Annotated in this window: 27 protein-coding genes and 1 pseudogene; 11 read left to right on the plus strand and 17 right to left on the minus strand. The window is 63.6% G+C overall.

All coding sequences use genetic code 11. The annotated features are described in order from the left end of the window. Positions 1–28 precede the first annotated feature (28 nt). Positions 29–1,115 (minus strand): annotated as a pseudogene (locus C476_RS14995) (tubulin/FtsZ family protein). A 280-nt stretch (positions 1,116–1,395) separates the two neighbouring features. Between C476_RS14995 and C476_RS15000 the strand changes: the two are divergent. Then, a complete protein-coding gene (locus C476_RS15000; RefSeq protein WP_008014442.1) occupies positions 1,396–2,793 on the plus strand; it encodes a cryptochrome/photolyase family protein in 1,398 nt (465 codons plus the stop codon). 131 nt (positions 2,794–2,924) lie between these two features. Beyond that, positions 2,925–3,233 (plus strand): HalOD1 output domain-containing protein, encoded by a 309-nt coding sequence (locus C476_RS15005; RefSeq protein ID WP_008014443.1) that lies wholly within the window; start codon positions 2,925–2,927, stop codon positions 3,231–3,233. A gap of 9 nt (positions 3,234–3,242) precedes the next feature. Here the strand turns inward: C476_RS15005 and C476_RS15010 are convergent, their stop codons facing one another. The 8 genes from C476_RS15010 to trmB form a co-directional block, all read right to left on the minus strand. Then, positions 3,243–4,211: a sugar phosphate isomerase/epimerase family protein gene (locus C476_RS15010; protein WP_008014444.1), complete on the minus strand. Its 969-nt coding sequence runs from the start codon at positions 4,209–4,211 to the stop codon at positions 3,243–3,245. A gap of 110 nt (positions 4,212–4,321) precedes the next feature. Then, positions 4,322–4,567: a DUF7127 family protein gene (locus tag C476_RS15015; RefSeq protein WP_049911934.1), complete on the minus strand. Its 246-nt coding sequence runs from the start codon at positions 4,565–4,567 to the stop codon at positions 4,322–4,324. A 126-nt stretch (positions 4,568–4,693) separates the two neighbouring features. Then, positions 4,694–5,761 (minus strand): Gfo/Idh/MocA family protein, encoded by a 1,068-nt coding sequence (locus C476_RS15020; protein ID WP_008014446.1) that lies wholly within the window; start codon positions 5,759–5,761, stop codon positions 4,694–4,696. A gap of 261 nt (positions 5,762–6,022) precedes the next feature. Beyond that, complete coding sequence (locus tag C476_RS15025; RefSeq protein ID WP_008014448.1) at positions 6,023–7,207, minus strand: ABC transporter ATP-binding protein; 1,185 nt, start codon at positions 7,205–7,207, stop codon at positions 6,023–6,025. Positions 7,208–7,211: 4 nt separating this feature from the next. Further along, entirely contained in the window at positions 7,212–8,270 is a 1,059-nt protein-coding gene (locus C476_RS15030; RefSeq protein WP_008014450.1) for a carbohydrate ABC transporter permease, read from the minus strand. Next, complete coding sequence (locus C476_RS15035) at positions 8,270–9,313, minus strand: carbohydrate ABC transporter permease (RefSeq protein ID WP_008014452.1); 1,044 nt, start codon at positions 9,311–9,313, stop codon at positions 8,270–8,272. Before C476_RS15035 ends, C476_RS15030 begins: the two co-directional genes overlap by 1 nt. Further along, positions 9,303–10,772 carry an extracellular solute-binding protein gene (locus tag C476_RS15040; RefSeq protein ID WP_049911935.1) on the minus strand — a complete coding sequence of 490 codons (1,470 nt, stop codon included), beginning with the start codon at positions 10,770–10,772 and terminating at the stop codon, positions 9,303–9,305. Before C476_RS15040 ends, C476_RS15035 begins: the two co-directional genes overlap by 11 nt. A 504-nt stretch (positions 10,773–11,276) precedes the next feature. Further along, complete coding sequence (trmB, locus tag C476_RS15045; protein WP_008014456.1) at positions 11,277–12,344, minus strand: HTH-type sugar sensing transcriptional regulator TrmB; 1,068 nt, start codon at positions 12,342–12,344, stop codon at positions 11,277–11,279. A gap of 139 nt (positions 12,345–12,483) precedes the next feature. On the opposite strand from trmB, the gene C476_RS15050 reads away from it, so the two are divergent. Further along, a complete protein-coding gene (locus C476_RS15050) occupies positions 12,484–13,488 on the plus strand; it encodes a mechanosensitive ion channel family protein (RefSeq protein WP_008014458.1) in 1,005 nt (334 codons plus the stop codon). Positions 13,489–13,598: 110 nt separating this feature from the next. Continuing rightward, a complete protein-coding gene (locus C476_RS15055; RefSeq protein WP_008014460.1) occupies positions 13,599–14,042 on the plus strand; it encodes a universal stress protein in 444 nt (147 codons plus the stop codon). A gap of 24 nt (positions 14,043–14,066) precedes the next feature. Here the strand turns inward: C476_RS15055 and C476_RS15060 are convergent, their stop codons facing one another. After that, entirely contained in the window at positions 14,067–14,477 is a 411-nt protein-coding gene (locus C476_RS15060) for a universal stress protein (RefSeq protein ID WP_008014462.1), read from the minus strand. 183 nt (positions 14,478–14,660) lie between these two features. On the opposite strand from C476_RS15060, the gene C476_RS15065 reads away from it, so the two are divergent. Then, the gene (locus C476_RS15065; protein ID WP_008014465.1) at positions 14,661–14,900 is read left to right on the plus strand and encodes a DUF5816 domain-containing protein; all 240 of its coding nucleotides are present in this window, start codon (positions 14,661–14,663) and stop codon (positions 14,898–14,900) included. 234 nt (positions 14,901–15,134) lie between these two features. After that, positions 15,135–15,443 carry a DUF7116 family protein gene (locus tag C476_RS15070; protein WP_008014467.1) on the plus strand — a complete coding sequence of 103 codons (309 nt, stop codon included), beginning with the start codon at positions 15,135–15,137 and terminating at the stop codon, positions 15,441–15,443. 33 nt (positions 15,444–15,476) lie between these two features. On the opposite strand, the gene C476_RS15075 is transcribed toward C476_RS15070, so the two are convergent. Continuing rightward, positions 15,477–16,688 (minus strand): pyridoxal-phosphate-dependent aminotransferase family protein, encoded by a 1,212-nt coding sequence (locus tag C476_RS15075; RefSeq protein ID WP_008014470.1) that lies wholly within the window; start codon positions 16,686–16,688, stop codon positions 15,477–15,479. A gap of 158 nt (positions 16,689–16,846) precedes the next feature. Between C476_RS15075 and C476_RS15080 the strand changes: the two genes are divergently transcribed. The 4 genes from C476_RS15080 to C476_RS15095 all read left to right on the plus strand — a co-directional run bounded on the left by C476_RS15080 (position 16,847) and on the right by C476_RS15095 (position 19,436). After that, entirely contained in the window at positions 16,847–17,833 is a 987-nt protein-coding gene (locus tag C476_RS15080) for a metal-dependent hydrolase (RefSeq protein WP_008014472.1), read from the plus strand. A 57-nt stretch (positions 17,834–17,890) separates the two neighbouring features. Beyond that, entirely contained in the window at positions 17,891–18,508 is a 618-nt protein-coding gene (locus C476_RS15085; protein ID WP_008014473.1) for a hypothetical protein, read from the plus strand. After that, positions 18,501–19,160 carry a hypothetical protein gene (locus tag C476_RS15090; protein ID WP_008014474.1) on the plus strand — a complete coding sequence of 220 codons (660 nt, stop codon included), beginning with the start codon at positions 18,501–18,503 and terminating at the stop codon, positions 19,158–19,160. The genes C476_RS15085 and C476_RS15090 overlap by 8 nt, the downstream gene beginning before the upstream one ends. 75 nt (positions 19,161–19,235) lie before the next feature. After that, positions 19,236–19,436: a dodecin gene (locus C476_RS15095; RefSeq protein ID WP_008014475.1), complete on the plus strand. Its 201-nt coding sequence runs from the start codon at positions 19,236–19,238 to the stop codon at positions 19,434–19,436. 148 nt (positions 19,437–19,584) lie between these two features. Here the strand turns inward: C476_RS15095 and C476_RS15100 are convergent, their stop codons facing one another. The 6 genes from C476_RS15100 to C476_RS15125 all read right to left on the minus strand — a co-directional run bounded on the left by C476_RS15100 (position 19,585) and on the right by C476_RS15125 (position 24,182). Next, positions 19,585–19,959, minus strand: a complete 375-nt coding sequence (locus C476_RS15100; protein ID WP_008014476.1) for a HesB/IscA family protein — start codon at positions 19,957–19,959, stop codon at positions 19,585–19,587. A 362-nt stretch (positions 19,960–20,321) separates the two neighbouring features. Beyond that, the gene (locus tag C476_RS15105) at positions 20,322–20,546 is read right to left on the minus strand and encodes a hypothetical protein (protein WP_008014477.1); all 225 of its coding nucleotides are present in this window, start codon (positions 20,544–20,546) and stop codon (positions 20,322–20,324) included. A gap of 89 nt (positions 20,547–20,635) precedes the next feature. Continuing rightward, positions 20,636–21,928, minus strand: coding sequence for a histidinol dehydrogenase (hisD, locus tag C476_RS15110; RefSeq protein ID WP_008014478.1), 1,293 nt, complete (start codon positions 21,926–21,928; stop codon positions 20,636–20,638). Between the two features lie 43 nt (positions 21,929–21,971). Then, positions 21,972–22,193, minus strand: a complete 222-nt coding sequence (locus C476_RS15115) for a hypothetical protein (RefSeq protein WP_008014479.1) — start codon at positions 22,191–22,193, stop codon at positions 21,972–21,974. A 70-nt stretch (positions 22,194–22,263) separates the two neighbouring features. Beyond that, entirely contained in the window at positions 22,264–23,106 is an 843-nt protein-coding gene (locus C476_RS15120) for an ABC transporter permease (protein WP_008014480.1), read from the minus strand. Next, positions 23,103–24,182 (minus strand): ABC transporter ATP-binding protein, encoded by a 1,080-nt coding sequence (locus C476_RS15125; RefSeq protein ID WP_008014481.1) that lies wholly within the window; start codon positions 24,180–24,182, stop codon positions 23,103–23,105. Before C476_RS15125 ends, C476_RS15120 begins: the two co-directional genes overlap by 4 nt. Positions 24,183–24,541: 359 nt before the next feature. Here C476_RS15125 and C476_RS15130 point away from each other — a divergent pair, with 359 nt between their 5' ends. Then, complete coding sequence (locus C476_RS15130) at positions 24,542–25,174, plus strand: metal-dependent hydrolase (protein ID WP_008014482.1); 633 nt, start codon at positions 24,542–24,544, stop codon at positions 25,172–25,174. Positions 25,175–25,566 lie beyond the last annotated feature (392 nt).

A 25,566-nucleotide genomic window follows, 5' to 3' on the forward strand; every position in this document is an offset into this window, starting at 1 on the left:
CGAGACGGATCGCACGTCTCGAGTGAAATTAAAACAGCGCGTCGAGTTCGCCGCCAGTGTCCATCAGTGACGCGAACTCCTCGTCGGCACTGGCTTGGACGTCCGCGGTCGTCTCCTGTGTCTCGATCGCGACCTGCTGGAGCTGGTCGATCCGCGGGACGTCGGTCACACCCGATAGCAGGACGATCGCGCCGACCTCGTCGCGCTCGGGAATCGGGTAGTCGCCGCCGCGGATCTCCATGCTACCGGTCTCGTCCTCGAGCCACTGGCGGCCGCGTTCGACGCCCTTCCGGTTGAGGTGCGCTGGCGGCCCGCTGGCGACGACGAGACCGCGGTCGGCACTGGCGACGTCGCAGGGCAGCGTCAGCCGGCCGAGGGTTGCCTTGCGGACGAGACTGGTCTGCCNCGGTCTCGCTCGCGTAGCCGATCGTCGAGACGCCGTTCGAGAGCGTGTTGATGATCTCAGAGGAGTCGACGACGCTCTCGGCGACGTAATCGCCTTGCTGGACTTCGCCGGCAGCAAAGAGCAGGCCGAATCGCTCGACGATTTCGCGGTTGATACGGTCGTAGCCACTGCCGACGGATTCACCGGCGCTGCGCCAGGCGTCGTTGTCGAAGACCAGGAGATTGTCGACCTCGTCGACGAACGTCCGGAACGACCGGGCGGCGTTGAGCGTGTAGATGCTGCCCTCGTCCGTCCCGGGAAGGAGGCCCAGCCCGTAGACCGGCTGGGTGTAGATCCGTTTCAGCTGTCTCGCGAGAACCGGCGCGCCGCCGCTGCCGGTCCCGCCGCCCATGCCGGCGACGACGAGGAACGCGTCGATCTCGTGGATCGGAATTCGATCGATCGCGGCCTGAATCTCGTCGCTGTCCGCTTTGGCGATCTCCGCACCGAGTTCGTTGTCCGCGCCGACGCCGTGGCCCTTAACGCGAGCCTGGCCGATGAGAACGCGGTTTTCCATCGGGACGTGCTCGAGCCCTTTGAGATCTGTCGTCGCGGAGTTAACCGCGATCGCCGATTCCACGAAGCCGCCACCGATCCGAGCGTCGAACGCCAGGAACTCGTCGACGACCTTCCCGCCTGCCTGACCGAAGCCGATGAGTGCGAGTTTCATAGCTGTCTCTCGTGGCCGCCCCCTTGGTGGCCGCGGCCGATCGGCGAGGATCGGCGCGTCCCGATCTCATGGGGACTGGTTCCACACCACACATTCCCGAAGACACTGACATTGTTATGGGCAACATACAAACGAATAGAAAACTCTCTTCACTTCGTTAATGTCTCCAAACCACTAGTTTCACAAGTGAAAGACTATCCGTCATGCCGTGCGAGCGCGGCCGGCGTTCACGAATCGCCGGTAACACGATATTTTCCCGCCTCGAGTCGTCAAGTCGAGTGTGATCGTACACTGGCACCGACGGGATCTCCGCCCGAACGACAATCGCGGGCTCGCACGTGCCGCTGGTGATGGGCCGGTCGTCCCGCTGTTCGTCCTCGATCCGACCGTCCTCGAGTACGCCTCACCGATCCGGGTCGCGTGTTTGCTCGAGGCCCTCGACGACCTGCGGGCGTGGTACCGCGAGCGCGGGAGTGAGCTGCTCGTCGTCCGCGGCGAGGCGAGTGCGGTCGTCCCCGAGGTCGCAGCCGAGTACGACGCGGCGCGCGTCGTCTGGAACGAGGACTACAGCGGCCTCGCGGCGGAGCGCGATCGAGCAGTTCGGGCAGCGCTCGAGGATGCCGACGTTACGTGTGAATCGGTCCACGACGCGATCCACCACGAACCAGGATCGATCACGCCGAATCAGGGCGCGCATTATTCGGTGTTTTCGTACTTCTGGAAGAAGTGGCGCGATCGCGAGAAACGGGACCCGGTCGACGAACCCGACGCAGCCGATCTCGCTACCGTCTCGAGCGACCCGATCCCGTCGCTTGCGGATCTGGGGTTTGACGAGCCGGAGGCGACACCACCGACGGTGACGACGGCCGCGGCTCGAGAGCGCGTCGCGGCGTTCTGTGCGGGGCCGATCTACGACTACGCAGCGCAACGCGATTACCCTGCCGAGAGCGGGACGTCGCGGCTCTCCCCACATCTCAAGTGGGGGACGATCGGCCCGCGGGAACTGTACGCCACAACGGAGCGAGCCGCCGGGCGCGCGCCGACGGACGACGACCGCGAGAGCGTCCGTGCGTTCCAGCGCCAGCTCGCCTGGCGGGAGTTCTATGCCCACGTGCTCGAGTTCAACCCCGAAACCGTCACCGAGAACTTCAGCGGCTACGAGAACGAGATCGAGTGGCGAAACGATCCGGCCGAACTCGAGGCCTGGAAAGCCGGCGAGACGGGGTATCCGATCGTCGATGCGGGGATGCGCCAGCTTCGTGCGGAAGGGTGGATGCACAACCGCGTGCGGATGCTCGTCGCCTCGTTTCTGACCAAGGACCTGCTGACCGACTGGCGGGCGGGCTACGACTGGTTCCGGGCGAAACTCGCGGACCACGACACCGCAAACGACGTCGGCGGCTGGCAGTGGGCGGGCTCGACCGGCACTGACGCCCAGCCGTACTTCCGGGTGTTCAATCCGATGAAACAGGGCCGCGAGTACGACCCCGACGGCGAGTACATCCGTGAGTACGTCCCCGAACTTGCCGATGCAACTGCCGCGGAGATCCACACCTGGCATGAGTTAGCGCCGGCTGAACGAGAGCAGATTGCTCCCGAGTATCCAGCGCCGATCGTCGACCACGCCGACCGCCGGGAGCGAGCGATCGGCCTGTTCGAACGAGCACGTGGTGAGTGATCGCCACGACGGCGATCTGACATCGACACTCGATTGGCTCCGCCCAAAACACGAATAGAAACGTTACTATCACCCACCCAACCACTGAATTAGCCAATATACTTATCAATATGTATCTCTACGGTGCTAGTATGTCCATGCCGGATGAAACGTCGGTGCCCGATGGGGGGCGATCGCCATCACAGGCGATCATCGCGGCCATCGCTGCCGAAGAGGGCATCGACGTGACTGATGTCGAGCCCCCGGAATACGACCCGCTGTTTACGGTCGTCAATCCGGAGGCACTCGACGATCTATTCACCACCACCGGCGGTGGTGCCAGCAACGTGGTGGTACACCTCGAGTACGAGGGCTACGAGATCGCCGTCCGTCCCGGGTGCGATGTCGAGGTCCGTGATCGCTCGTCGAGTGACTCGACCGGCCAGCCGATCGAGGAGTAGTCTCGCCGCTTACTCGGACCAGTACGCTTCGCCGGGCTGAGTCTCGAAGCGCGCACGCCGTAGTAGATCGATCGCTTTCTCGAGGCCCTCCCGGGAACTGGTCAGGGAGTCCTCGTGTTCGATGCTCAACGCACCGTCGTAGCCGACCATCCGCAGCGTGGAGACGATGTCCTTCCAGTGGGCTTCGCCGTGGCCGTAGCCTACCGAGCGGAACAGCCACGACCGGTTGGGCTCGTCGTCGTACGGGGTCGTATCGAGCACGCCTTTCTCGCGGGCCTGTGCGTCGTAGATTTGGGTGTCCTTTGCGTGGACATGGTGGATCGCGTCGCGCTCGCCCAGATACCGGATCGCGTCGGTGATGGAGATCCCCTGCCAATAGAGATGCGAGGGATCGAAGTTCGCGCCGATTCGCTCGCCGGTTGCCTCGCGTAGCCGTGCCAGCCCGTGAGGTTCATAGACTAGCATATTCGGGTGCATCTCGATCGCGATGTCGACCTCGTGGTCGGCAGCGTACGCTGCGAGTTCGCCCCAGTACTCGATTGCCTGTTCCCACTGGTACTCGAGTGCCTCGGCGTGTTGTGGTGGCCAGGGTGCGGTGATCCAGTTGGGCGTCTCGTCGGTCGGACTGCCCGCTGGCAGCCCCGAGAAGCAGGTGACGGCGTCGACCTCGAGCTGGGCGGCCAGCCGGATCGCTTCACGGAGCTCGGTGTCGGCCTGTGCGGCGCGCTCATCGTCGGGATGCACGGGGTTGTTGTGCGTCGCAAGCGCGCTAATGCGCATGTCGTACTCCGCAAGCAGATCGTTGAGTTCGGCCTGTGCGCGCTCGTCGTCGAGGTACGCTGAACGGGTGAGATGAGCTTGCCCCGGATGGCCGCCAACGCCGGGCTCGATCGCGCCGACGCCGAGGTTGTCGAGATACGGCAGCGCTTCCTCGAGCGATTCGTCGGCCAGCGGCGGAGTGTGAACGCCGATCTCCATGGGGGCAGCGACCACACCCGGCGAGATAAAACGACGGCTGGCAGGCACTCGGGAGCGGTGGGCGGTGACCGCCGACGCCACTTTCGGGAACTGACGGGCGGTGATCCGTCTTAGCCGCTGATCGTCAGAATCCCGTCGTTGACGGTCACGTCGCTGGCGTCGTCCGGGACGGCGAACTCGAACTGCTCATCGCCGACGATGACGATCGCCGTGTCATCGACGATGTCGACCGTCGGCGTCTCACTGCCGGGGCCAAAATCGACGGCAATGACGCTCTCGTCCTCGTATTCGCGGTTGGTGATCGTGATATCTGTCGTCTCGCCGGCTGCAGCTTCCAGTTCGGGTGGTGTTTCCATACCGTACGTTGGTGGCTCAGTACTGTAAACGTCGTGCCCGATATTGCTCGTCAGCCGTTCTCTGGTGTCGAGGTACTGATGTGGCCAGAACGGCTGCTGTGACCCGTACCGCCACATTCGGCTGTCTCAGTCCTTGAGCGTGACCGTCTCTCCCTTTTCGCTCGAGTCGTAGATTCCGTCGATGACCCGCTGGACTGCGAGTGCCTCCTCGACGGTGTTTTGGCGCGTTCCGTCGTTGACGATCCGGTCGAAAAAGGCCGCCTGTTCGTCCGAGTGGGTGTCGTTCTGGCGCGTCTCGACCGACGTGTCCTCGAGGTGGTCGGGACCGACGCTGCTCGCCGAGTAGATGGAGAGGTCGCCTTCGAGGAGATCGAACCGGGCAGCGGCGTCGGTGCCGCGAGTAATGAACTCGTGGGTCGCCGGCCGGTTGGTCGCCCACGCGACCTCGAGCGAGATCGTTTGGTTGCCCGCACACCGGATGAAGGCGCTGGCGGAGTCGTCGACGTCGAAGCCGCCGGGGCCCGCGTCGTCGGCCCACATGTCGAGGTAGGCATACTCCTCGCGAGAGCCGAACTCGCTGCGAGCAACGCCGCTGATCTCCTCGACCTCGGGGTACCCGAGCAGATACAACGCCAGATCGATGGCATGGACACCCAGATCGATGAGTGCGCCACCGCCAGCGATCTGTCGGTGGGTGAACCACGTCCCCCGTCCCGGGATCCCGCGCCGACGGACGTAGTTGGCCTCGACGTGCGACACGTCGCCGAGTTCACCCCGATTGATACGGTTTTTCACGATCTGAACCGCGTTCGCAAATCGGTTGTTAAATCCCACCATCGCGTAGCCGTCCGAGTCCGCTGCTGCCTCGGCGATCCGCTGTGCGCTCTCGAGGGAGTGAGCCAGTGGCTTCTCGAGTAACACGTGAATACCGCGCTCGAAGGCGTCGATCGCGTACTCTTCGTGGTACTTGTTCGGTGTCGTGATGATGACGGCGTCGACGGTATCGTACAAGTCGTGGTGATCGTCGTAGACGTCGACGTCGTACCGACGGGCAAAGCGCGTTCGCGCCTCGGTGGCGACGTCCATGCCACCGGCGAGTGTCACGCCGTGCTCGACGAGTCGTTCTGCGTGGTACTGGCCGATGTTGCCGAGCCCGACGATCCCGGCTTCGATATCGGATCGATCTCGTATCATTTCGAACGTATGTCTGTTGTCGGCGATCGGTTCGTTTCAGCCTGATACACCATTCCCCGCTATATCAAATCATTCGGCTCGAGTGACTTCTCTCCATCGCCAACTGGGGGCGTGGGTCGAAGATCGCTTTGTCCGGCCGACACCGGAGACCGTCTCTATCATCAGCGGAACTGACTCGCCTCTCGATCGCATACGACCGATCGTCGCCAGCGATGAGAGAGGCCATGCGATGCGCTCGAGGACAGTCGAGCCACGAGACAGCTATTCGGCTTCCGTCGGTGCTGTGCCTGACTCTGGGCCCTCGAGGCCGGTGATGCCGTGGACCAGTGCGTCGCCGGTGTCTGCATCGAAGAGGTGGATCTTCGAGCGGTCTAACACGACGTCGACGTCTTGGCCCGCTTCGATCTCCGTGTCGGGGGTGACGCTCATTAGCAACTGGTTCGGCGACGTGGCGGGGTCTTCCTCCATCGACCCTTCCACGTCCTCGGCCAGCAGCAGGTAGACGAACACCTCGTCACCCATGGGCTCGAGCACGTCGGTCCTGGCGTCGATCGGATCGGTCGGCGCGGCAAGCGAGTCCGCATACCGTGTCAGATGGACGTCTTCCGGCCGGATACCCAGCGTGACAGTGTCGCCGACCGATACCGCCGGCAGCCGCGTGGCATCTAGGTCGACGGTGAAGTTGCTCGTCTCGAGGCCGCCGTCGACGACCTCACCGTCGGCGAAATTCATCGAGGGCGAGCCGATAAAGCCGGCGACGAACCGGTTCGTGGGTTCGTTGTAACAGACCAGTGGCGGGGCGATCTGCTGGAGTTTCCCGTCGTTCAGGACAGCGATCCGGTTGGACATCGTCATCGCCTCGGCCTGGTCGTGAGTAACGTAGATGATCGTCGCGTCCAGTTCCCGATGGAGCCGCTGGAGTTCCGTGCGCATGTGGACCCGCAGCTTCGCATCCAGGTTCGCTAGCGGTTCGTCCATCAGGAACACGTCCGGGTTGCGGACGATCGCACGGGCGATGCCGACCCGCTGTTGCTGGCCGCCGGACATCTCTGCCGGCATCCGGTCTAACATCCCCTCGAGCTGGACGATGTCGGCGGCCTGCTCGACGCGACGCCGGACCTCCTCGTCGTCGTACGTCCGGAGCCGCAGGCCGAACGAGATGTTCTCGTAGACGTCCATGTGGGGGAACAGCGCGATGTTCTGGAAGACCATCGCGACGCCCCGGTCTTTCGGTGCGAGGGTCGTGACGTCGTCGTCGCCGATGTACACCCGTCCTTCCGTGGGCTGGGTCAGTCCGGCGACGGTCTCCATCGTCGTCGACTTCCCACAGCCGGAGGGGCCGACGAAGGTGACGAACTCGCCGTCTTCGACCTCGAGGCTGATGTCGTCGACCGCCGTTTCCTCTCCGTACCGTTTCGTGATGTTCTCGAGTCGTACTCGTGCCATTGTCTTACTCTTTGAGTGCGCCCGCGGTGAGTCCGCTGACGATCTTTTCCTGTGCGATGACCACGAGAATCGCGACGGGGATCACCCCGAGGATGCTCGCAGCGGCCATGAGGTTGTACAACACCTGATACTGCCCCTGATAGGCGAGGATGCCGTCGAGGATCGGGGCCCAGTTCTCGGGCTGGCCGTCGGTCATCAGGAACGAGAAGAAGAACTCGTTGTAGACAGCGATGAACGTCAACACGCCGGCGGTCGCGACGCCGGGTGCCGACAGCGGGATGATGACCCTGAACAGCGCGCCGAGTCGGGTCGTCCCCTCGACGCGGGCGGCGTCCTCGAGCCCGTCCGGGATTTGCGAGTAGAACGTCGTGAGGATGAAGATCGCCAACGGCATGAAGATCGCCGACAGCGGCGTCACCAGCGCGAAGGGCGTGTTGTAGAGGGTGCCGTCGCCGGTGATCGGCCTGAGAAACGCAAACGAGGTGTTAAAGAGATCGTTCAGCGGGATGAAGAAGGCCGCTGGCGGGAAAAACGAGATGACCAACACCAGCAGCATCAGTGGCGTTCGACCGGGGAACTCGAGCCGGCCGAAGGCATACCCCGCGAGGCTGGCGATGACGAGGACGACGATCGTCGACGCCAGCGCGATCACGAAGCTGTTGAACATGTAGATGTGGAAGGGGATGACTTCGAAGACCTCGACGAACGCGCCGGGGTTGAAGCCGTTGGGCGTGAAGACGATATCCTGCAACTGTCCCTCCGGCGTCAGCGCGACCATGAGCAGCCAGTAGAACGGGAATAGTGTGGTAACAAGGAAGAAGATCGCCGCGACGTAGAACATCGCCCGGTAGACTCGCTCTGGGTGTGAGATGGAGTCTGCGACCCACTGCTGGAGCGGGCCCCGGTCGAGGTCCGCGTCGCGGTCGTCCTCGAGGACCGTCCCGCCGTCGGGGCGGCGGAGCGTTGGATCTCGTGGCTGGCCGTCGCTGCCATCGGTGCTATCGGTGGTGGCGCTCGAGTCGGTCGCGGTCGTGGGGTCAGTGTCGTCCGTTGGATCGGTCATCAGTACATCCCTCCTTCAGTGTCGCGGAAGAGCAGCACGTAGACGCCGATGATCAGGCCGATTACCAGCGCCGTCGCGAAGGCCACGGCGGCGGCCGTCGCGTAGATGCGCGTCCCGCCGAACATCGCTTCGACGACGAGACAGCTCAGCGACGGCACGGTCGTACAGCCGGCAGTCGACTCGATCAGGCCGAACACGCGCATCGCGTCCATCGTCCGGAACAGCATCGCGACCAGCAGCGCCGGCATCACCAGCGGCAGTGTAATCAGTTTGAATCGCTGCCACGGCGAGGCCCCGGCGACGCGTGCGACATCGTACAGACTCCGGTCGACGCTCTGGAGCCCCGCGAGGATCAGCAGGGCCATGAATGCTGAGGACTTCCAGATGTCGGCCACGAGGATGATGATGAATGCATCCCGGCTATTGGCCAGCGGCGTCCCGCTGAAGACGCCGAGACTCTGCATGAGGTCGGAGCCGAACCCGACCGTCGGCTGGAACAGCAGGAAGAAGATCATCCCCTGAATGACGATTGGCACCGCCCACGGGAGGATGATCGCCACGCGCACCCAGCGCCGCCCCGTGAATTCCTGATCGAGCACGTAGGCTTGCCCGAACCCGATCACCGTCTCGACGACGACACTGATGACCGCAAAGGCGAGCGTGACGAACAGCGCCTGCTGGAAGAACGGGGTCCCGAGTTCGATAAATGGGAACGACGATGTCAGCCCCACGTCGAGGAACTGTCGAGCCAGTCGCGCGTTCCCGGTGAGGATGTCGACGTAGTTCTCGATACCGACGAAGCCACCAAGCGGGTCCAGTCCCCGCGTCTGGTTGGCACGCAGCGATATGATAAACGTCCGTACCATCGGATAGAACGCGATCAGCGTCAACAACGCGAATGCCGGTAACAACAACAGGTACGCGTAGGCCGCCTCGCTCAGGCCTTCCATCCAGTTGATGACTGCATTGCCCGTCCGCTCACGATCCGGTCTCCGTTCGGATTCACCGCCGATCAATCCGTCCGTATCGGTATCAGTTGCCATTTGCTTGCACCTCAGCTTCGCTTTGCTCGAGTTCGTTCGCGAGGTCGTTCATCGCCGCCTCGGGCGATTGCGCACCGCGGTAGGCCGCGTTGACCGCCTGATAGATCAGTGCGGACTGCTCCGGCCAGAGATCGGTCGCCGGGCGCGGGATCGCGTTCTCGCTGGCCGACTGGACCACGTCTGCGTAGCGAGCGACGGGACCGACGTCGCTCGGATCGGCTTCCGCGACCAAATCGAGGTTCGGCGGCAGAAATCCGCCGAGTTCGAAGACGGTGAGCATGACCTCCCTGTTGGCGAACGCCTCGAGGACCTGCAGCGCCGCTTCCTCGCGATTCGAAAACGGGCTGACCGCGAGGTTCCAGCCGCCCAGCGCCACAGCGGTACCGCCGACGTCCGAATACTGGGCCTCCCGTTGGGAGACTGCGTACGGCCGCGTCATCACGCCGAGATTCTCGCCGAAGCCGTCTTCCGTGCCCGTCTCTGCGATCGCGTACGACCAGTTGCGGTTCGAGACCGCTTCGCCGCCGGCAAACGGGTTGAGCGACTGCTGTTCCGTCCACTGGACGATCGCCGACGGGCAGATCTGGGGGTACCCATCGAGGGTGTTCTCCTCTTCGCCCGCGATGAACGAGCGCATCATCCGGATCGCGTCGATGACCCGCTGATCGTCGACGGTGATCGGCCGGTCACCGGCGGTAAACAGGTTGTCAACCCCGCCGTAGTACGCCCCGCCCCACGACGTCATCACCTCGTTGAACGTACAGCAAGACAGCCCCTCGTAGGCGGCCGCCTGCGTCGTGAACCCGTAGTCGAGGCCAGCCTGATCCCTCGCGTCGCGGACCGCGTTCGCAAACTCCTCCCAGCGCGGTGGATCGGTTCCCCAGCCGCCCGTATCGTAGCCGGCGTCCTCGATGAGGTCCTGTCGATACAGGGTAAAGCCGAGGTCCGGAAACAGCGGTAAGGCGTGGAGATCGCCGCTTTGGGGGGCGCGCGCCGTCTCGAGAATCGCCTCGAGGTAGTTGTCGGTGACGTACTGCAGCGTCTCGTCCGGGAGCTGTTCGCTCAGGTTGACCGTCTGATTCCGAAGGATGAACGGCACCGTCCAGCCGCTGTCCATCATGTGGATGTCGGGTGGGGCACGGCCCGCCTCGAGCGCCGACTGGGTGGTCTGCATCCGTGTTGCGGAGTCGCTGACGACGGTCTGGATCTCGACGCGGATGTCCTCGTCGAGACCAACATCCCAGAGGGCCTGCTGGATCGACGGCTCGTCGCCGTCACTGTGCATGATCCCCGCGACGTCCGAGGCGGCAGTCATCACCACCGTTCCCGGCTGGCGACCACGCCCGAGACAACCGGTGACGGCCATGGCCCCGGCCGCGGTCGACACTGATGCAGCCTTCAGAAACGACCGCCGCTCGAGGCGCGACCGGCCGCGTCGACCGGCAGTATCGCGTCCCATGACCAGTAGAACGCCGACGGCCCCGAACTTAGTTGTTAGTTATAAATACTGTAATAAATTGGGACTGTCGAGTCGTCGTGTTGGTTACACCGGTTCCGCTAACGTGTGCGGCGGTGTTGGACGGGTACGTTCCTGTTCGATGGCGATATCGCTCCTTTCAATCACTGATTGCCGCTTGACGGTCGGCAGATGCCTGCAGACAATGGATATATCATTGGAGCAAACAGGAACGGACCCGTCTCGGACATCAGTCTGTGACCGCTCGAGCACGGTCCGCGACCAGTCGACGATGGCCCGATCATGTCATCGGGACGAGGCCGTCGTTCGTTGTACTGCCGTCATACGGACTCCTCTCATACGGACTACTGTCAGTCATTTCCGGTGCACCCGCGACCCGCACTGCGGTTGCACCGGTACATCGTTACAGCAGACCGTATCAGTCAGTGCCGGCGCACCCGCGACCCGTCCTGCGGATGCGTCGGGACATCGGGACAGCAGACCGTATCAGGCGTCCTCGATCGCTGGGGGTTCGTTGCGGCCGATGTGGATCTCGTGGGCCTCGACGTCCTCGAGGGCAGCGACGCGACCGCCGACGGTGACTTCCTCGCCGTCTTCGGTGTCGATCGTGAGGCTGGCGACTTCCTCGCTGACCTCGAAGCCGATATCGCGGACCTGTCCGCGGACGATCCGCTGGCCGCCGACTTCGACGTCCCGGCCGTCGATGGTCGCGTAGAACTCGCCACCCTCGTCGAGCAGATCCTTCACACACCGGCGGATCGAGGCGTATTTGCGCGGGTAGGAGCGAGCGGTGTCGTCCTCGCCGAGGGTTCGATCGGCGGTCGTCCAGAGGACGGTTCCGAAGAACCCGGAGATGAGAAAGCCGAGTGCCGACCGGTTGAAGATAACGCCATAGCGGTCCTGATCGTCACGCAGGGCATCCTGGGTTGCGTACATCGAGTAGTTGCCGTCGGCGACGGCGACGACCGGCGTCGTGATCCCGCGACGAGCACGAGCGGTCGATGCGACCGCACTGTAGTCGAACGCGTCCGGATCGGGTGCCTCGCTGGCCGGCGTCACGATCAGGTCGACGCTCACGCCGGCGTCGACCGCATCACGGAGATCAGCCTCGAATCTGGTCAGCAGGTCCGGTGTCAGCGACAGTGCAAGTTCGAACTCCGCGCTGTCGATGACCTCCTCTAAGTAGCGCAGGATCGTCGATCGCGATTTGACCAGCGAGACGGCCTCCGTGTCTCTGGCCGGCGCGGTGTAGCGGGCCTCGAGGTCGGCGATCATCTGCTCGAAGGACGTCTGGACGTCGTCGAAGGCTTCTGCAGGGTCGATCGCGACGACTTTCATCGGGCGGGACTCGCGCAGTTCGACCAGACCGCGGTCGCTCAGGCTGCGGACAGTGTCGTACACCCGAGGCTGGGGAATCTCCGTTCGGTCTGCGATCTCGCTTGCGGTGAGTTGGCCTTGCTCTAAGACGGTGAGATAGGCGTCGATCTCGTACTCGCCGAGATTAAACCGGTCGCCGACGCGTTCGACCGTCGAGCGAAGTTCGTCTGGTGCCATATCCGTCCCTACGACACCAATGACTAAATGATTTATTATACATCGAGTAGCACGCGTTTTCGAAATCGGGTTGTTTCGAGATCGGTCGCTCGAAAAGAGGGTCAGAACGCTTAACCACAGTGAGCCTGAGTGTGTTGGCATGCGCGGGGTCCTTCAGGCTAACGAGGGTACCGCCGAGAACTCGGTAGCCGAGGCGATCCAAGAGCTGCTCCCGCGAACGGTCCCCCTGGACGTTATCGAGGTCGTCCTCGCACTCGTCGTGCTCGCCGTCGGCTGGTACCTCTCGAAGGTCGTCGTTCGTCTCGCCGGCCGGACGGTCGCCCGCCGGATCAAACGCCCGAGCGTCACACGATCGGTTCTCAGCGGCGTCAGAGTCGCAGCCCTGCTCTGGACTGTCACCATCGCTGCCAGCATCCTCGGCGTTGGCAACACGCAGATCCTCCTCTCGGTGACCGTCATTTCGGCCGTGATCGCGGTCGTCCTCGCTCCCGTGGTCGGCAGTCTGATCAACGGGTTCTACGTGTTGGCCGACCGCCCCTACGAGATCGGCGACATGATCGAGGTAACCGACGCCGGTCACCGTGGGTTCGTCGAGGACATCACGATCCGATACACCAAGATCTTCACCCTCCAGAATACCTTCATCGTCATTCCGAATTCCGACATTCACGCGCGTGACGTGATCAACTACTCCGCGGAAGACGAGCGCACGCGGGTCTCACTGACCCTCGAGATTACCTACGACAGTGATCTCGAGGCGGCGCGTCGGGCCGCCGAACGGGCTGCCCGATCCGTCGATGACGTCATCGCTGGGGGACCAGACATCCGAATCGGCAGTGCCCGGTACGCTGCGGCACCCAAATGCAACATCAAAACGTACGGCGATCACGGGATCGTCCTCGAGCTCTTCTTCTGGATGGAACACCCCTACAAACAGCCGATCATCCGGTCGGCAGTCCAGGAGGCAATCGGCGACCGATTCGCGGAACTCGACGTCGAGTTCGCCTACCCGCGCCGTCACCACGTCTTCGACGAGACCAGCGGCGTCGCCCGGTTGGCTGTCGACGAGTCGGGCTTCGAGCGACCGACGACCGACTCGCCCGTCGAGCCAAGCGAGAGCCCCGCGGATCCAGCGGATCGGTGACGGTCTCGTCCACGAGATGACCTGCCTGAATCGGTCGAGACGCTCCCAGCGACTCGTAGCGTGGGTGTAATTTATACCGGGGCCGGTCCAATTCGGAACCTGACCGAGAGATGTACGACGATATTCTGATTCCCACGGACGGAAGCGACACGATTTCCGAGACACTCACCCACGGGCTGGCGATCGCCGCCGACAACGACGCGACGGTGCATGCGCTGTACGTCGTCGACAGCCGGATCACCGCTGCCGCCGACGACGAGACCAGCACGGACCTCGAGCGCTCGCTCCAAGACGAAGGACAGGCGGCCGTCGCCGACGTCGAAGAGCGAGCAGCCGACGAGGGCCTCGAGACGGTCAGTGACGTCCAACATGGGACGCCGTCGAAAACGATCCTCGAGTACGCCGACGAACAGGACATCGACCTGATCGTCATCGGGACGCGGGGGAAGAGTCCACGCGAGAAGGTCACATCACTGGGCAGCGTTTCGGAGCGGGTCGTCGACAACGCTTCGATCCCGGTGTTCGTCGTTCGGAACGCGGGAGCCCACGAGTAATCCGAGCCCGTCTGATGGCACCGCTTAGGCGCGTGCGCTTTCGACCGTGATGACCTCACAGTCGAGGTGTCGTCGCAGATACTGTTCGATGTCCGGATTGTCGGTAAATCGCTGAAAGATCCGTCGGAGCCGACTCGCCTGTTTGGAGCCGATCACGACGACATCGGCACCCTCGGCGGCGACCTCGTCGAGGATACTCTCTTCGACGAGAAAGCCGGTTCGGACGACATATCGAGCCCGTTCGATCCGACCGAACGCCTTCTCGACGGCGTTTTTCAGATCGACCCGCGTCACTTTCTTCCCGTTCTGGTAGAGGTTCACGTGCAGCACCGTCAGCGCTGCATCCCGCGACCGGGCGATCTCGATTGCCCGCTCGAGCGTTCGTCGCGAGTGCTTCGACAACGGGTACCGAACGGGAACGACGACCAGCGACATTAGCAAACCGGACGATTTCCGCGCGGGTAAACCTTTCAGTACGGACTGTCATCCTTGTGAACCTGTCACGAGTGGGTGGTTATGACACGACTGCGGGCCGCGGTCATGGGAGCTGTTCGCCGCGTGTCGGCCCATCTACGCCGGACAGACAGTCATTTATCGGAAGCGACGTTATCGCTGGGCATGCAAGCTTGGTCGACCGACGACGGTGACACCGTCTACATCTCGGAGACGGAGGGCGACAAGGGATCGAAAGGGCCGTTTCTCGTCGTCTATGAGTCCAGCGACGCCGAGCGCCGCTATGGCTGGTTCTGTACGAACTGCGAGTCCCTCGATACTGCGATGGACGCGATGGGCCGGATCAAGTGCAACCAGTGTGGGAACTTCCGCAAACCGACCGAGTGGGACGCTGCCCACGAGTAACGGGCTGCCCGCCGCTCTCGTGGGTATCGGTCGTGCTGCCCGCGTTTCATCGTGGCCTCGCCGTTGACAGACGGTCGCTCCTTGTGACTAGTCGCAATCCCCAGTCACATAATACAGATGACCGAAATTATTGTCGGTTGCTTCGAAGACGCGCAGTGATACGGCGAATCTTTGTCACGTACTAACATTTATGTGGGATAGTCTCATAGGTAGTATCGAATGGGTCCTGTTAACATGCGACTCGTCGAGCAGGCCAGGTCGATCTTCGCAGAGTTGGGTTACACCGTCGAAGGCAACGGCCCCGAATTCCGCGCTGAACGTGCGTGGAAAGTCGTCCACGTAAACACCGTTCTCGAGACAGGCGAGCTGCCGTCCGCATCGGCGGGACAGTTCCACTGTTTCGTCGCCGAACCAGACGACGCCGATGACCTCGAGAGACGGCTCGAGCGGACGAATCCGAACTACGAGTGGGCCATTATCGTCGTCGACGGGGAAGACTATCAGGTCGAACGAGCGCCCCCAGGACCCCGAGCATCGGCATAAAAACGGCAGAATACCGCAGCCGCAGTCGACTCCCTATTCTTTCAGCGCACGTCGCGTCGCAGTCACGGCTGCGCCCGGCTCGACGTCTGCGCCCATCGATTCCAAGACGTCACCCAGCGCCGTCACGACGTAGATGACGTTCTCGGGCCGTGCGGAGTAGCCCATACAGCCGATCCGGAAGATCTCGCCGGCGAGATCGCCGAGTCCGCCCGCGATCTCCAGATCGTACTGCTCGAGTAAGGCGTCACAGACCGCGCCGTCGTCGATGCCGTCGGGCACGCGGACGGCGTTCAGGCTCGGCAGCCAGTACTCGTCTGGGGCGTTCATCTCGAGGCCCATCGCCTCGACGCCGGCTTTGAGCGCGCCGGCGAGTCGTTCGTGGCGGGCCCATCGCTGTTCGATCCCTTCCTCGGCGACGAGCCGCAGCGCCTCCCGGATCGCGTAGACGTTCGTGATCGGCGCGGTGTGATGATAGGAGCGCTCGTCGCCCCAGTAGCCCTCGAGCAAGGAGAGATCGAGATACCACGAGCGGGGGTCCTCGTCACGCGAGAGGACCTTGTCCATCGCCTCGTCCGAGAGCGTCAGCGGGCTGGCTCCCGGCGGACAGGAGAGACACTTCTGTGGGCCAGAATAGGCTACGTCGATACCCCACTCGTCGACGCGCAGTTCGACGCCGCCAAGCGACGTGACGGTATCGGCGATCACGAGCGCGTCGTGGTCGTGGGCTGCGGCCGTCAGTTCGGAGACATCAGGCTGAAGCACGCCCGTACTCGTCTCGGCGTGGACGAACCCGAAGATATCGGGGTCGTGTTCTGCCAATGCGTCAGCGACGACGTCGGGCTCGAGGGGTTCGCCCCACGGCGCATCGACTTCGACGACCTCGCCGCCGGCTCGCTGGGCCATCGTGGCCATCCGGCCGCCGAAGTAGCCGTTGGTCGGGACGAGCATCGTATCGCCGGGTTCGACGACGTTGCCGATCGCGGCCTCCATCGCGGCCGAGCCGGTCCCCGAAACCGGAATCGTCCACTGGTTGTCCGTCCGGAAGGTATAGCGCAACAGCTCCTGGACCTCGTCCATGATCTCGATGAAGGAGGGATCGAGGTGTCCCACGAGCGGCGTGCTCATCGCCCGCAGCACGCGCGGGTTTACGTCGCTCGGTCCGGGCCCCATCAGGGTCCGATCCGGTGGAGTGAGTTCGCCAACGGATGGCGCGCGAGTCGCCTCGGTCGACGGTTGCTGAGCCATGGGCGTGTGCTCGCCGGCCACTTGCAAAGACCTACCGACAGCGGCGAACGACAGCCGACGTTTGGATACGCCGCTCGCAGACGCTTCGCGGAATCTATGGTGGGTGTTGACACGGCTACGAGGCGCTTAAGATGACCCGCCACATACCCGATATATCCATGTTCGTCGGGCACGCCCTGCTCGCGTTTGCCGTCGCGGCGCTGGTCGCCGACTGGCGGGGATGGGATCGCCGACCGGCCCTGCTCGTCGGAGCCGTCGCAGGTGTGTTCGCCGCGATTCCAGACATCGACGTCGCGTACGCGCTCGTCGGCCTGCTCGAGTGGCAGGCCCTCGGCGGCGAACTCGGAGCGCCGGCGGCCTTTTGGGGTGCGAGCCGGGTCATCCACCGGTCGGTCACCCACTCGTTGGTCGTCGGGGCGGTCGCCGCGCCGGCGTTCGGGCTGCTCGCCGTCCGCGGACGCGCAGCGCGCTCGCGCGCCACTCATCTCGCCGGGATCGCCCTTCTCGTGGCGCTCGTCGCGGTCGCGCTCGTCTGGGATGGTCCCCTCGCTGCGTTCGTGATGGTGCTGTTCGCAGCCAGTGGCGTCCTCGTCTCCCGTGGAGTCGCGCGGCGCTCGACACTGGCGCCGACAACGGTGACCCTCGCCGCGCTCTGGGGCCTTTGGTCGCACCCATGGGGCGATCTGGTTACCGGGGCACCACCCGACTGGCTGTTCCCGCTCGGCTCGCCGGGCCTCGAGTCACGCGTCGTCCTCCACTCGGATCCGACGCTGCACCTGCTCGGTGCGTTCGCGATCGAACTCGCCACGATCGCGTTCGCGATCGCGGTTGTGTATCGGGTCACCGATCGATCGATCCTCGCGGGCGTCGACCGCCGGGCTGCTGTCGGCGCTGTCTACGGCGTCGCCGCGCTCGCCGTGACGCCGCCGACGCTCGAGGTCTCCTATCACTTCGTCTTCTCGATCCTCGGCGTCGGCCTCCTCTGTGGCGTCGTACAGGAGTCGTACTGGCGTCCCTTCGGCACGCGCGACCGGTGGCGTCCGTCCGTGGACGCGGTCTTCGAGACCGGGCTCACGACGGTGGCAGCCGTGGCCGTTGCGTTGGTCGCATATGCGATCGTCTACCTGCTCGTCGTGCCGTCGTGATGGCCACCGCGTGACGACTACGCTTTTGTGTTGTGAGAACGGTCAGTACGACCACGCGTGTCTCAGACATCACTCGAAGAACTGATCGCCGACGGTCGGGCCAACGCGGCCTTCTCGTGGCTCCTGGTCGTCGCGATCGCACTCATCGGTTTCGGTGAACTCGTGACCGGCGGCCTCCTTTGGACCACGTTTGCGATGGTGCTCGTCGCCCTCGCACTGCTGCCGCCGCTGACCCTTCGGTCGTGGGTGGCCATGATTCCATGGGAGGTGCTTTTGCTCGCGGCGCTGCCGGTCCTCGGACTCGCGCTTGGCTCGGAGCGACTGACCGGACACATCGCCTCGTATCTCTCGGTCGCGGCGATCGCACTCGTCTTCGCCGTCGAACTACAGACGTTTACGACCGTGCGAATGACCTCGAGTTTCGCGGTCATCTTCGTTGCCGTCACGACGATGGCCGCTGCTGCCCTGTGGGCGCTCTTTCGATGGAGCGCCGCCGGACTGCTTGGCGTCCCGTTCCCCTCCGACCACGACGCCGTGATGTGGGAGTTCGTCTATTCCACGAGCAGCGGGCTCGGTGCCGGCATCGTCTTCGAACTGTACTTCCGGCGACTCGGCCGCCACGAGCAGTGTCGTCCACCCGATGAGACGGCCGTCGCGGAGGATACCAATGCGTAACCTCGCCAGGTTACTGCCATCCCGGGAGCGCCAGCGCCAGCTCACCTACCTCATGGAGCTCGGGCTGGTCGGCATGCTGTTCGTCGGTATCGACCGGGGTAACGCCGGGATCGTGATCAACACCGGCGTGGCGCTGGCCGTGACGCAACTCCCGCCGATCCTCGAGCGCGACTACGAGATTCCGATGGACCCGCGGCTCACGCTCTGGATCACCACCGCCGTCTTCCTCCACGCCTTCGGTACTGTCGGACTCCCCGGCGCCACCAGGACGCTCTACAGCCAGGTCGGGTGGTGGGATCATATGACCCACGCGCTGTCGGCGTCGCTGGTCGCCGGCGTGGGGTATGCCACTGTCCGCGCGCTCCACGAGCACGCCGACGGGATTCACTTTCCTCGGCGGTTCGTCGCCGTCTTCATCCTGCTTTTCGTCCTCGCGTTCGGTGTCCTCTGGGAGGTCCTCGAGTTCGCCATTGCGCTGTCAGCCGACGCGTTCGGCATCGACGCCGTGCTCACGCAGTACGGCCTCAACGATACGATGCTGGATTTGGTGTTCAACTCGATCGGCGGTCTGGTCGTTGCGCTGTGGGGCGGTGCCTACCTCACCGACGTCTCCGGCGCGATCCGCGAGCGCCTCGAGGCGCGAGGCGAATAATCGACGCGATGAGCCTCCCACGGTCCTGAAACGACGATCAGTTTTACGTCCGGTTGTGACGTAGTGCCAAGGGCGATGGTCTTCAAAAAAATCACGCTCATCGGAACCAGTCCCGAGAGCTTCGACGCAGCAGCCGACGACGCGATCGACCGTGCAGAAGAGACCCTCCAGAACGTCCACTGGATCGAAGTCGACGAACTCGGCGTCGAAATCGCAAGCGCCGACGACCGGGAGTACCAGGCCGAAGTCACCGTCGCGTTCGAACTCGAGGAGTAACCTGCCGGCCGTCAGCCGACGACGAGACTGATCGGTCAGCAACCGATCGCGATCCGTTTTCCGTACAGACTCGGCTGAGCGAGAAGTAGAGCAGGGGGTCGTCCGCCGCCATGGGTCGATTCGCGCACTCCCTGCGACCGGTTACCGGTTACGTTCGGAACGACTCGCCACAGCCACACTCGCTGACGACGTTCGGATTGTCGACGTGGAACCCTTCCGCCTGCAGTCCGCTCTCGTAGTCGAGAACGCTGCCTTCGATGTATTTCAGGCTCGCCGGATCGACGAAGACGCGCAGGTCGTGGTGTTCGTAGATCGTATCGTCCTCATCGGGTGCGTCGTCGAAGCGCATCCCGTAGGAGAGACCGGCACAGCCTCCCTGCTGGACGAACAGCCGGAGGCCGGCCTCCGACGCGTCGAGGCCTTCGCCCTCGAGCAGCGAGATGGCTTGCTCGGCCGCGTCTTCGGTCACTTCGATCTTCGGACGCGTGTCAGCCTCCCCGCCGTCCATACTGTCCGTGCTCATACCATCCCATTCCGGCGCAACGATGTTAACTGTGACGCCCTCAGTAGGCAGATACACTAGCCGAATCCGGTTACGCAGTCGGCTCTGTCCGCGTTCGTCTCTCGTCTCGCCCGAACTGATTCATACGGACTCCTGTCAGTCATTTCCGGCGTCTCCGTGACCCGTCCTGCGGATACGCCGGTATATCGTTACAGCAGACCGTATCACACACTGTTCGCAGGACCGTCATGTGATCGGGGGTGCCGTGGTCGTCATACTGCCGGTCAAAACGGTCCATCCCTCGATCGCACCCACGACGCTGTCGCCGACGGCGACAGCCGTCGAGACGCGATCACGTATTCACTGACTGTTGTCCGGTCGTATCAGTCGCTCTGATAGCCGCCCGAGCGTTGCCGAAGTAACCGATACCAGGTCCCGAACTGCCGTCGATCGTTTCGCGACAGCTCGATCTCGTGTTCTGCCAGCAGCTCGAGCATCCGTTCGAGGTCGCAGTCGTACCACATCGAGAGGAGCCGCACGTTCCGCTGTGCGTAATCGTAGTTGCGCTCGAGGACGCGCCCGTCCATCGGATCGACACGCGGTTCCATCTCACTGCTTACTCCGTGTTCCAGCTACGTAAAACCGATATGCGCTTCCGTAACCTATTTCCAGCCACTCAATCGCGGATTACCACCCGTTAGCGGTCGGTCTCGTCGTCCAGCCGCAGCCGGACGCTCGCGGCGTGGGCCTCGAGCCCTTCCGCGTCGGCGAGAGTGGTGATCGTCTCACCGAGGTCGGCCAAGCCGTCCGCGGAGAGGCGCTGGACCGTCGTCGACCGAAGGAACGTCTCGACCGAGAGGCCGCCGGCTACGCGCGCCCCACCGTTGGTCGGCAGGACGTGGTTGGTGCCGCTGGCGTAGTCGCCCGCTGCGACTGGCGTGTTTGGCCCGAGGAAGACGCTGCCTGCGCTGTCGATGCGCTCTAAGATCGACTCGTCGTCATCGGTGATGATCGAGAGGTGTTCGGGGGCGTACGCCTCCGTAAAGAGGATTGCCTCGCTCATCGATCGTGCGTGGAGGACCCCACTCGCATCGTTCGCAAGCGCCTCCCGGATGATCTCTTCGCGGTCGCGGTCGTCGACCTGTTCCTCGACGGCTGCAGCCACGGCCTCGGCGGTCGCCTCGTCGTCCGTGACGGCCACAACCGAGGCGTTCGGATCGTGTTCAGCCTGCGCGACCAGTTCCGCGGCGACGAGCGCTGGGTCTGCGCTCTCGTCTGCTACCACGACGACTTCGCTCGGGCCCGCGAGGAAATCGATCTCGACGTCACCGTGAACCTCGGCTTTGGCCGCGGTCACCCATTTGTTGCCGGGACCGACGATCTTCTGTACGCTGGTGATCGTCTCCGTTCCATAGGCCAACCCCGCGATCGCCTGTGCGCCGCCGACGCTGTAGACCGCGTCCGCACCCGCGATGTGGATCGCCGCCAACGTCACCGGGTTCAACTCGTCTGCCGGTGGCGTGACGACCGATACATGGTCGACGCCGGCGACGACCGCCGGGACGATTCCCATGATCGCGCTCGAGGGATACGCCGCCGAGCCGCCGGGGACGTAGACGCCGACGCGCTCGAGCGAGCGAAAGCGCCGCCCGAGTGTCCGTCCCTCACTGAACTCTCGTTGCCAGTCGTCGGGGAGTTGCGCCTCGTGGAACTCGCGGACGTTCGCCACGGCTGTCTCGATCGCATTGCGGATGCTGTCGTCGATCTCGTCGGCGGCCCGCTCGCACTCGTCGGTGATCTCTATGTTGCCGACCTCGACGTCGTCGAACTCGCTCGTGAACTCGCGGACGGCGACGTCACCTTCGGTGCGGACCCGGTCGACGATGTCGCGAACGTCTCCCCTGACCGCCTCGATGCCAGCGTCGCGCTCGAAGAAGGCAGCGCGGTCGTCCGGCCCGAGGTCAGAAATCGCCTGCACGTCGATTGTCATGCCTCTGGGTTCGGACGGCGGTCGAAAAACGGTTTCCTTCCGCTCATGCATCTCCGTTTTCGATCGTCCAGAGGCCAACGAAGTCGAGGGTCGCCCTGACGAACAGATAGACGAGCAGTCCGAAGCCGACGATCGCCAGCGGAGCCTGAATGAGATCCGCGACCGCCACCTCGAGGACGATCCGGCTCAGTCCACGGATGACGAAACTCACGATCACGAGCGCAAATCCGATAAGCGAGAGTTTGACGAATCCCGACTGGTCCATGGCGAGCCGTACGCCCGGGATCGCTAAATGCTGTCGGTTGGTTCTACGGCGGCGAGCGCGGCAACAGCCGTCACTGAACGTCGGCGCTGGCAGCACGGCTGATCGCGTAGATCGCGACCGAGCCGAACGCGAGCGCGAGCCCGACGAGGACGACAATCGCCGGTACGAGCGTATCCCACATCCCCCCAAAACGGGTGACGTCGATCACCGTCATCGTGTCCTCGCCGAGCATCACCGCACGGGTGGCGTCGACGCCGTACGTGATCGGATTGAACGTCGCGACCGTCTGGATCCACGTCGGGAGCGCCGCCAATGGGAGGAACGCGCTCGAGACGAACAGCAAGGGCAACTGGAGCAGGTTTGCACCGATAATCGTCGACTCCTCGTCGCGGGTCACCACGGCGAGCACGTTCGAGAACGCGGTGAACCAGACCGAAAACAGGACGCAGATGCCCGCGATCGCGACGGCTCCGGTTAGTCCGGTGGCGATTTCGGCACCCAGTACCACACCCAGACTGAGCACGATCGTCACCTGTGCGATGATACGGACGACCTCGGCCAGCGTCTTGCCGACGAAGACGGCGACGCGGTTCATCGGACTCACCAGTGTCTTCTCGAACATGCCGTTCTCGATGTCGTTGACCAGCCCGATCCCCGACGTCGCCGCCGCGACCAGCGCGACCTGGATCACGATCGCCGGCACGAGATACGTCTCGTAGGTAACTCCCTCGAGCGCACTCGTCGCAACACCGCCGAACACCTGCGTGAACAACACGAGGAAGATGATCGGCTGGACGAGCGAGACGACGAGTACGAACGGGTTCCGCACCGATTTGATCGTCCACCGGACGAACGTGGTCCACACGTCCCTCGCGAAGCTCCCGCCGTAGCGGTCGTCGGTCTGGACACTCATCGGCTCACCCCGTTGGCGTCCGCGGCAGCCCCCGTTTCGCCGTCGTCTGTCATCGTCGCTTCTCTCGCGTCACCGCCGTTACTGACCGCCTCGGCTTGCACATCGCCATCGTCGGCTGCGGCCGCTTCGGTTCGCTCCCCAGTCACCGCGAGGAACACGTCGTCGAGCGTCGGCGCGCGAACGTCGAACCCGACCACGCCGATGTCGGCATCCCGCAGCGCGACCAACAGATCCGTTCCGCGCGTTCGCGCATCGCGTGCGGTCACCGCCAACCCCGATTCGGTCGGCTCGATCGTCGCCCCTTCTGCGAACAGCGATTCGTCGCGGGCGACCGCCACCGCGCGCTCGCGTTCGGCGGGCTCCGCCAGTTCGACAGCGAGGATCTCGCCTCCGACACGCCGTTTCAGCGTCTCGGGTGTCCCGTCCGCGACGACTGCGCCGTCCTGAATAACCGACAGCCGGTCGCACAACTGGTCGGCCTCCTCGAGATACTGGGTCGTCAGAAAGACCGTCGTTCCCTCGTCGTTGATCCGCTGGAAGTACTCCCAGAGCCGATTTCGCGCTGCCGGATCGAGACCAGTCGTCGGCTCGTCGAGGAACACGAGCGGCGGCCGGTGGACCAGCGCCGTCGCCGCATCCAATCGCTTTTTCATCCCGCCGGAGAAATCGTCGGCGACCTTGTCCGCGACGTCAGTCAACTCAACGAGTTCGAGTAACTCGTCGATCCGGTTGCCCCGCTTGGCCCGTGACACGCCGTAGGCGTCACACGCAAACCGGAGGTTTTCTCGAGCCGTCAACTCGGGGTCGATGCTCGTTTCCTGTGCCATGTACCCGACCGTCGCGCGCACGCTCTGGGGCTCCGCGACGGCATCGAATCCGTTGACCGTCACCGTGCCATCGGTCGGGTGCAACAGCGTTACCAGCGTCTTGATCAGCGTCGTCTTCCCTGCCCCGTTGGGCCCCAGAAAGCCGAAGAACTCCCCTGTCTCCACGAGGAGATCGACATCGCGGACCGCTTCGGTCCCGTCCGCATACGTCACCGCCACGTCGCGGGCCTCGATAGCATACTCGGTCACAGTCGTTCTAGGTCGACCACGGGGATATACCTGTGAGTTCGAAATCACTTATATTGGTGATCTTCGATAGCCCACCGCGTGGCGACGACCGAACACCGCGCCGGGAATACCGCATACCGGACGACGTTCACGCCATGATCGACGGTAACCAGCTGACTTTCTGACATTCACCCACGAACACCGATGGGCCGGCCGTCGGTCACCGTCCATCGCGGTGTCCGTGATCGGTAATGCAATGTTACCGCTCTCAACGCATCACAGATAGTGACGTGACTACTGCACTCCCGAGTGAACGACCCGTCACTTCGAGGGCAAAAAAGCGCTGCATAACTATTCATCACCCACCACACCACCGTCCTATGTGGCCGTGGGAACACGCAATCGTCGCCTACCTTGCCTACTCGCTGTGCTGTCACATCGCCTTTCGGAAGTCACCGACTGGACTCGAGGCGTTCGCAGTCGTATTTGCGTCAGTTCTCCCGGATCTGATCGACAAGCCACTCGCCTGGGAGTTCGGCGTGTTCGACAGCGGCTACGCCATTGGCCACTCGATTTTCTTTGCAGTGCCACTAGCGATACTCATCGGAACGATTGCACACGCGGCCACGCGCCCAGGCGTTGGACTCGCGTTCGGGCTCGGCTATCTGTCCCATCCTCCCGCGGATATCATCGACTCCGTGTTCCGACAGGGCGTCTTTCAGATCGAACTCATGCTCTGGCCGATCGCACCAGTTGAGGGGCGACCACCTGGGCCGGGCCTCCTCGAGGGATTCTTCTACTTCTTCGACCGCTACTGGAGCGCTGTACTCGCCGGCGACCTCTCGACGTATCTGTTGTTCCAGTTCGGCCTCGCCGGCGTAGTGCTGATGGTGTGGCTCGCCGACGGCGCGCCGGTCCTCCGTGAGAGCCTCCACGCTGGGCTCCGCGTTACTCGAGCATTTCTCAGCCGCGTCCTCGGCCTCTCGCGTTCGAATCAGCCTGACCGCCAATAGTTTTCGTTTCCTGTCGCGGTTCGAGTTGAACTGCTCGAGGTATCGCATCTTGTGACTGTCCAACGTCGTTCAGTGATCCCTCGAGACGACGGCCTTATATATACACCCGGCACTTGATATGAATGCGAACGACGTGGCCCACGCGCCACGTCCCCTCCGGCCGTTTCCCGGCATGGAGGCAGGATTATACCCTCACTCTCGAGACGGGCGTTGATTCAGTTCGACGACTGTCACAGCTCAGGCAGACCGGCTGTGTCACGATCGGTTTCCGATCGTGACGATTCGGTTGCCTTATATGTGGCAGGGCAGTCGGTTGTGATCGCACACACCCACGCCGGCTATGGTTTCCGGCGTGGACGCGATCCGACGCCCTTATATGTCTCAGGGTGGTT

It is taken from the genome of Natrinema limicola JCM 13563 (assembly GCF_000337475.1).
GTDB lineage: Archaea > Halobacteriota > Halobacteria > Halobacteriales > Natrialbaceae > Natrinema > Natrinema limicola.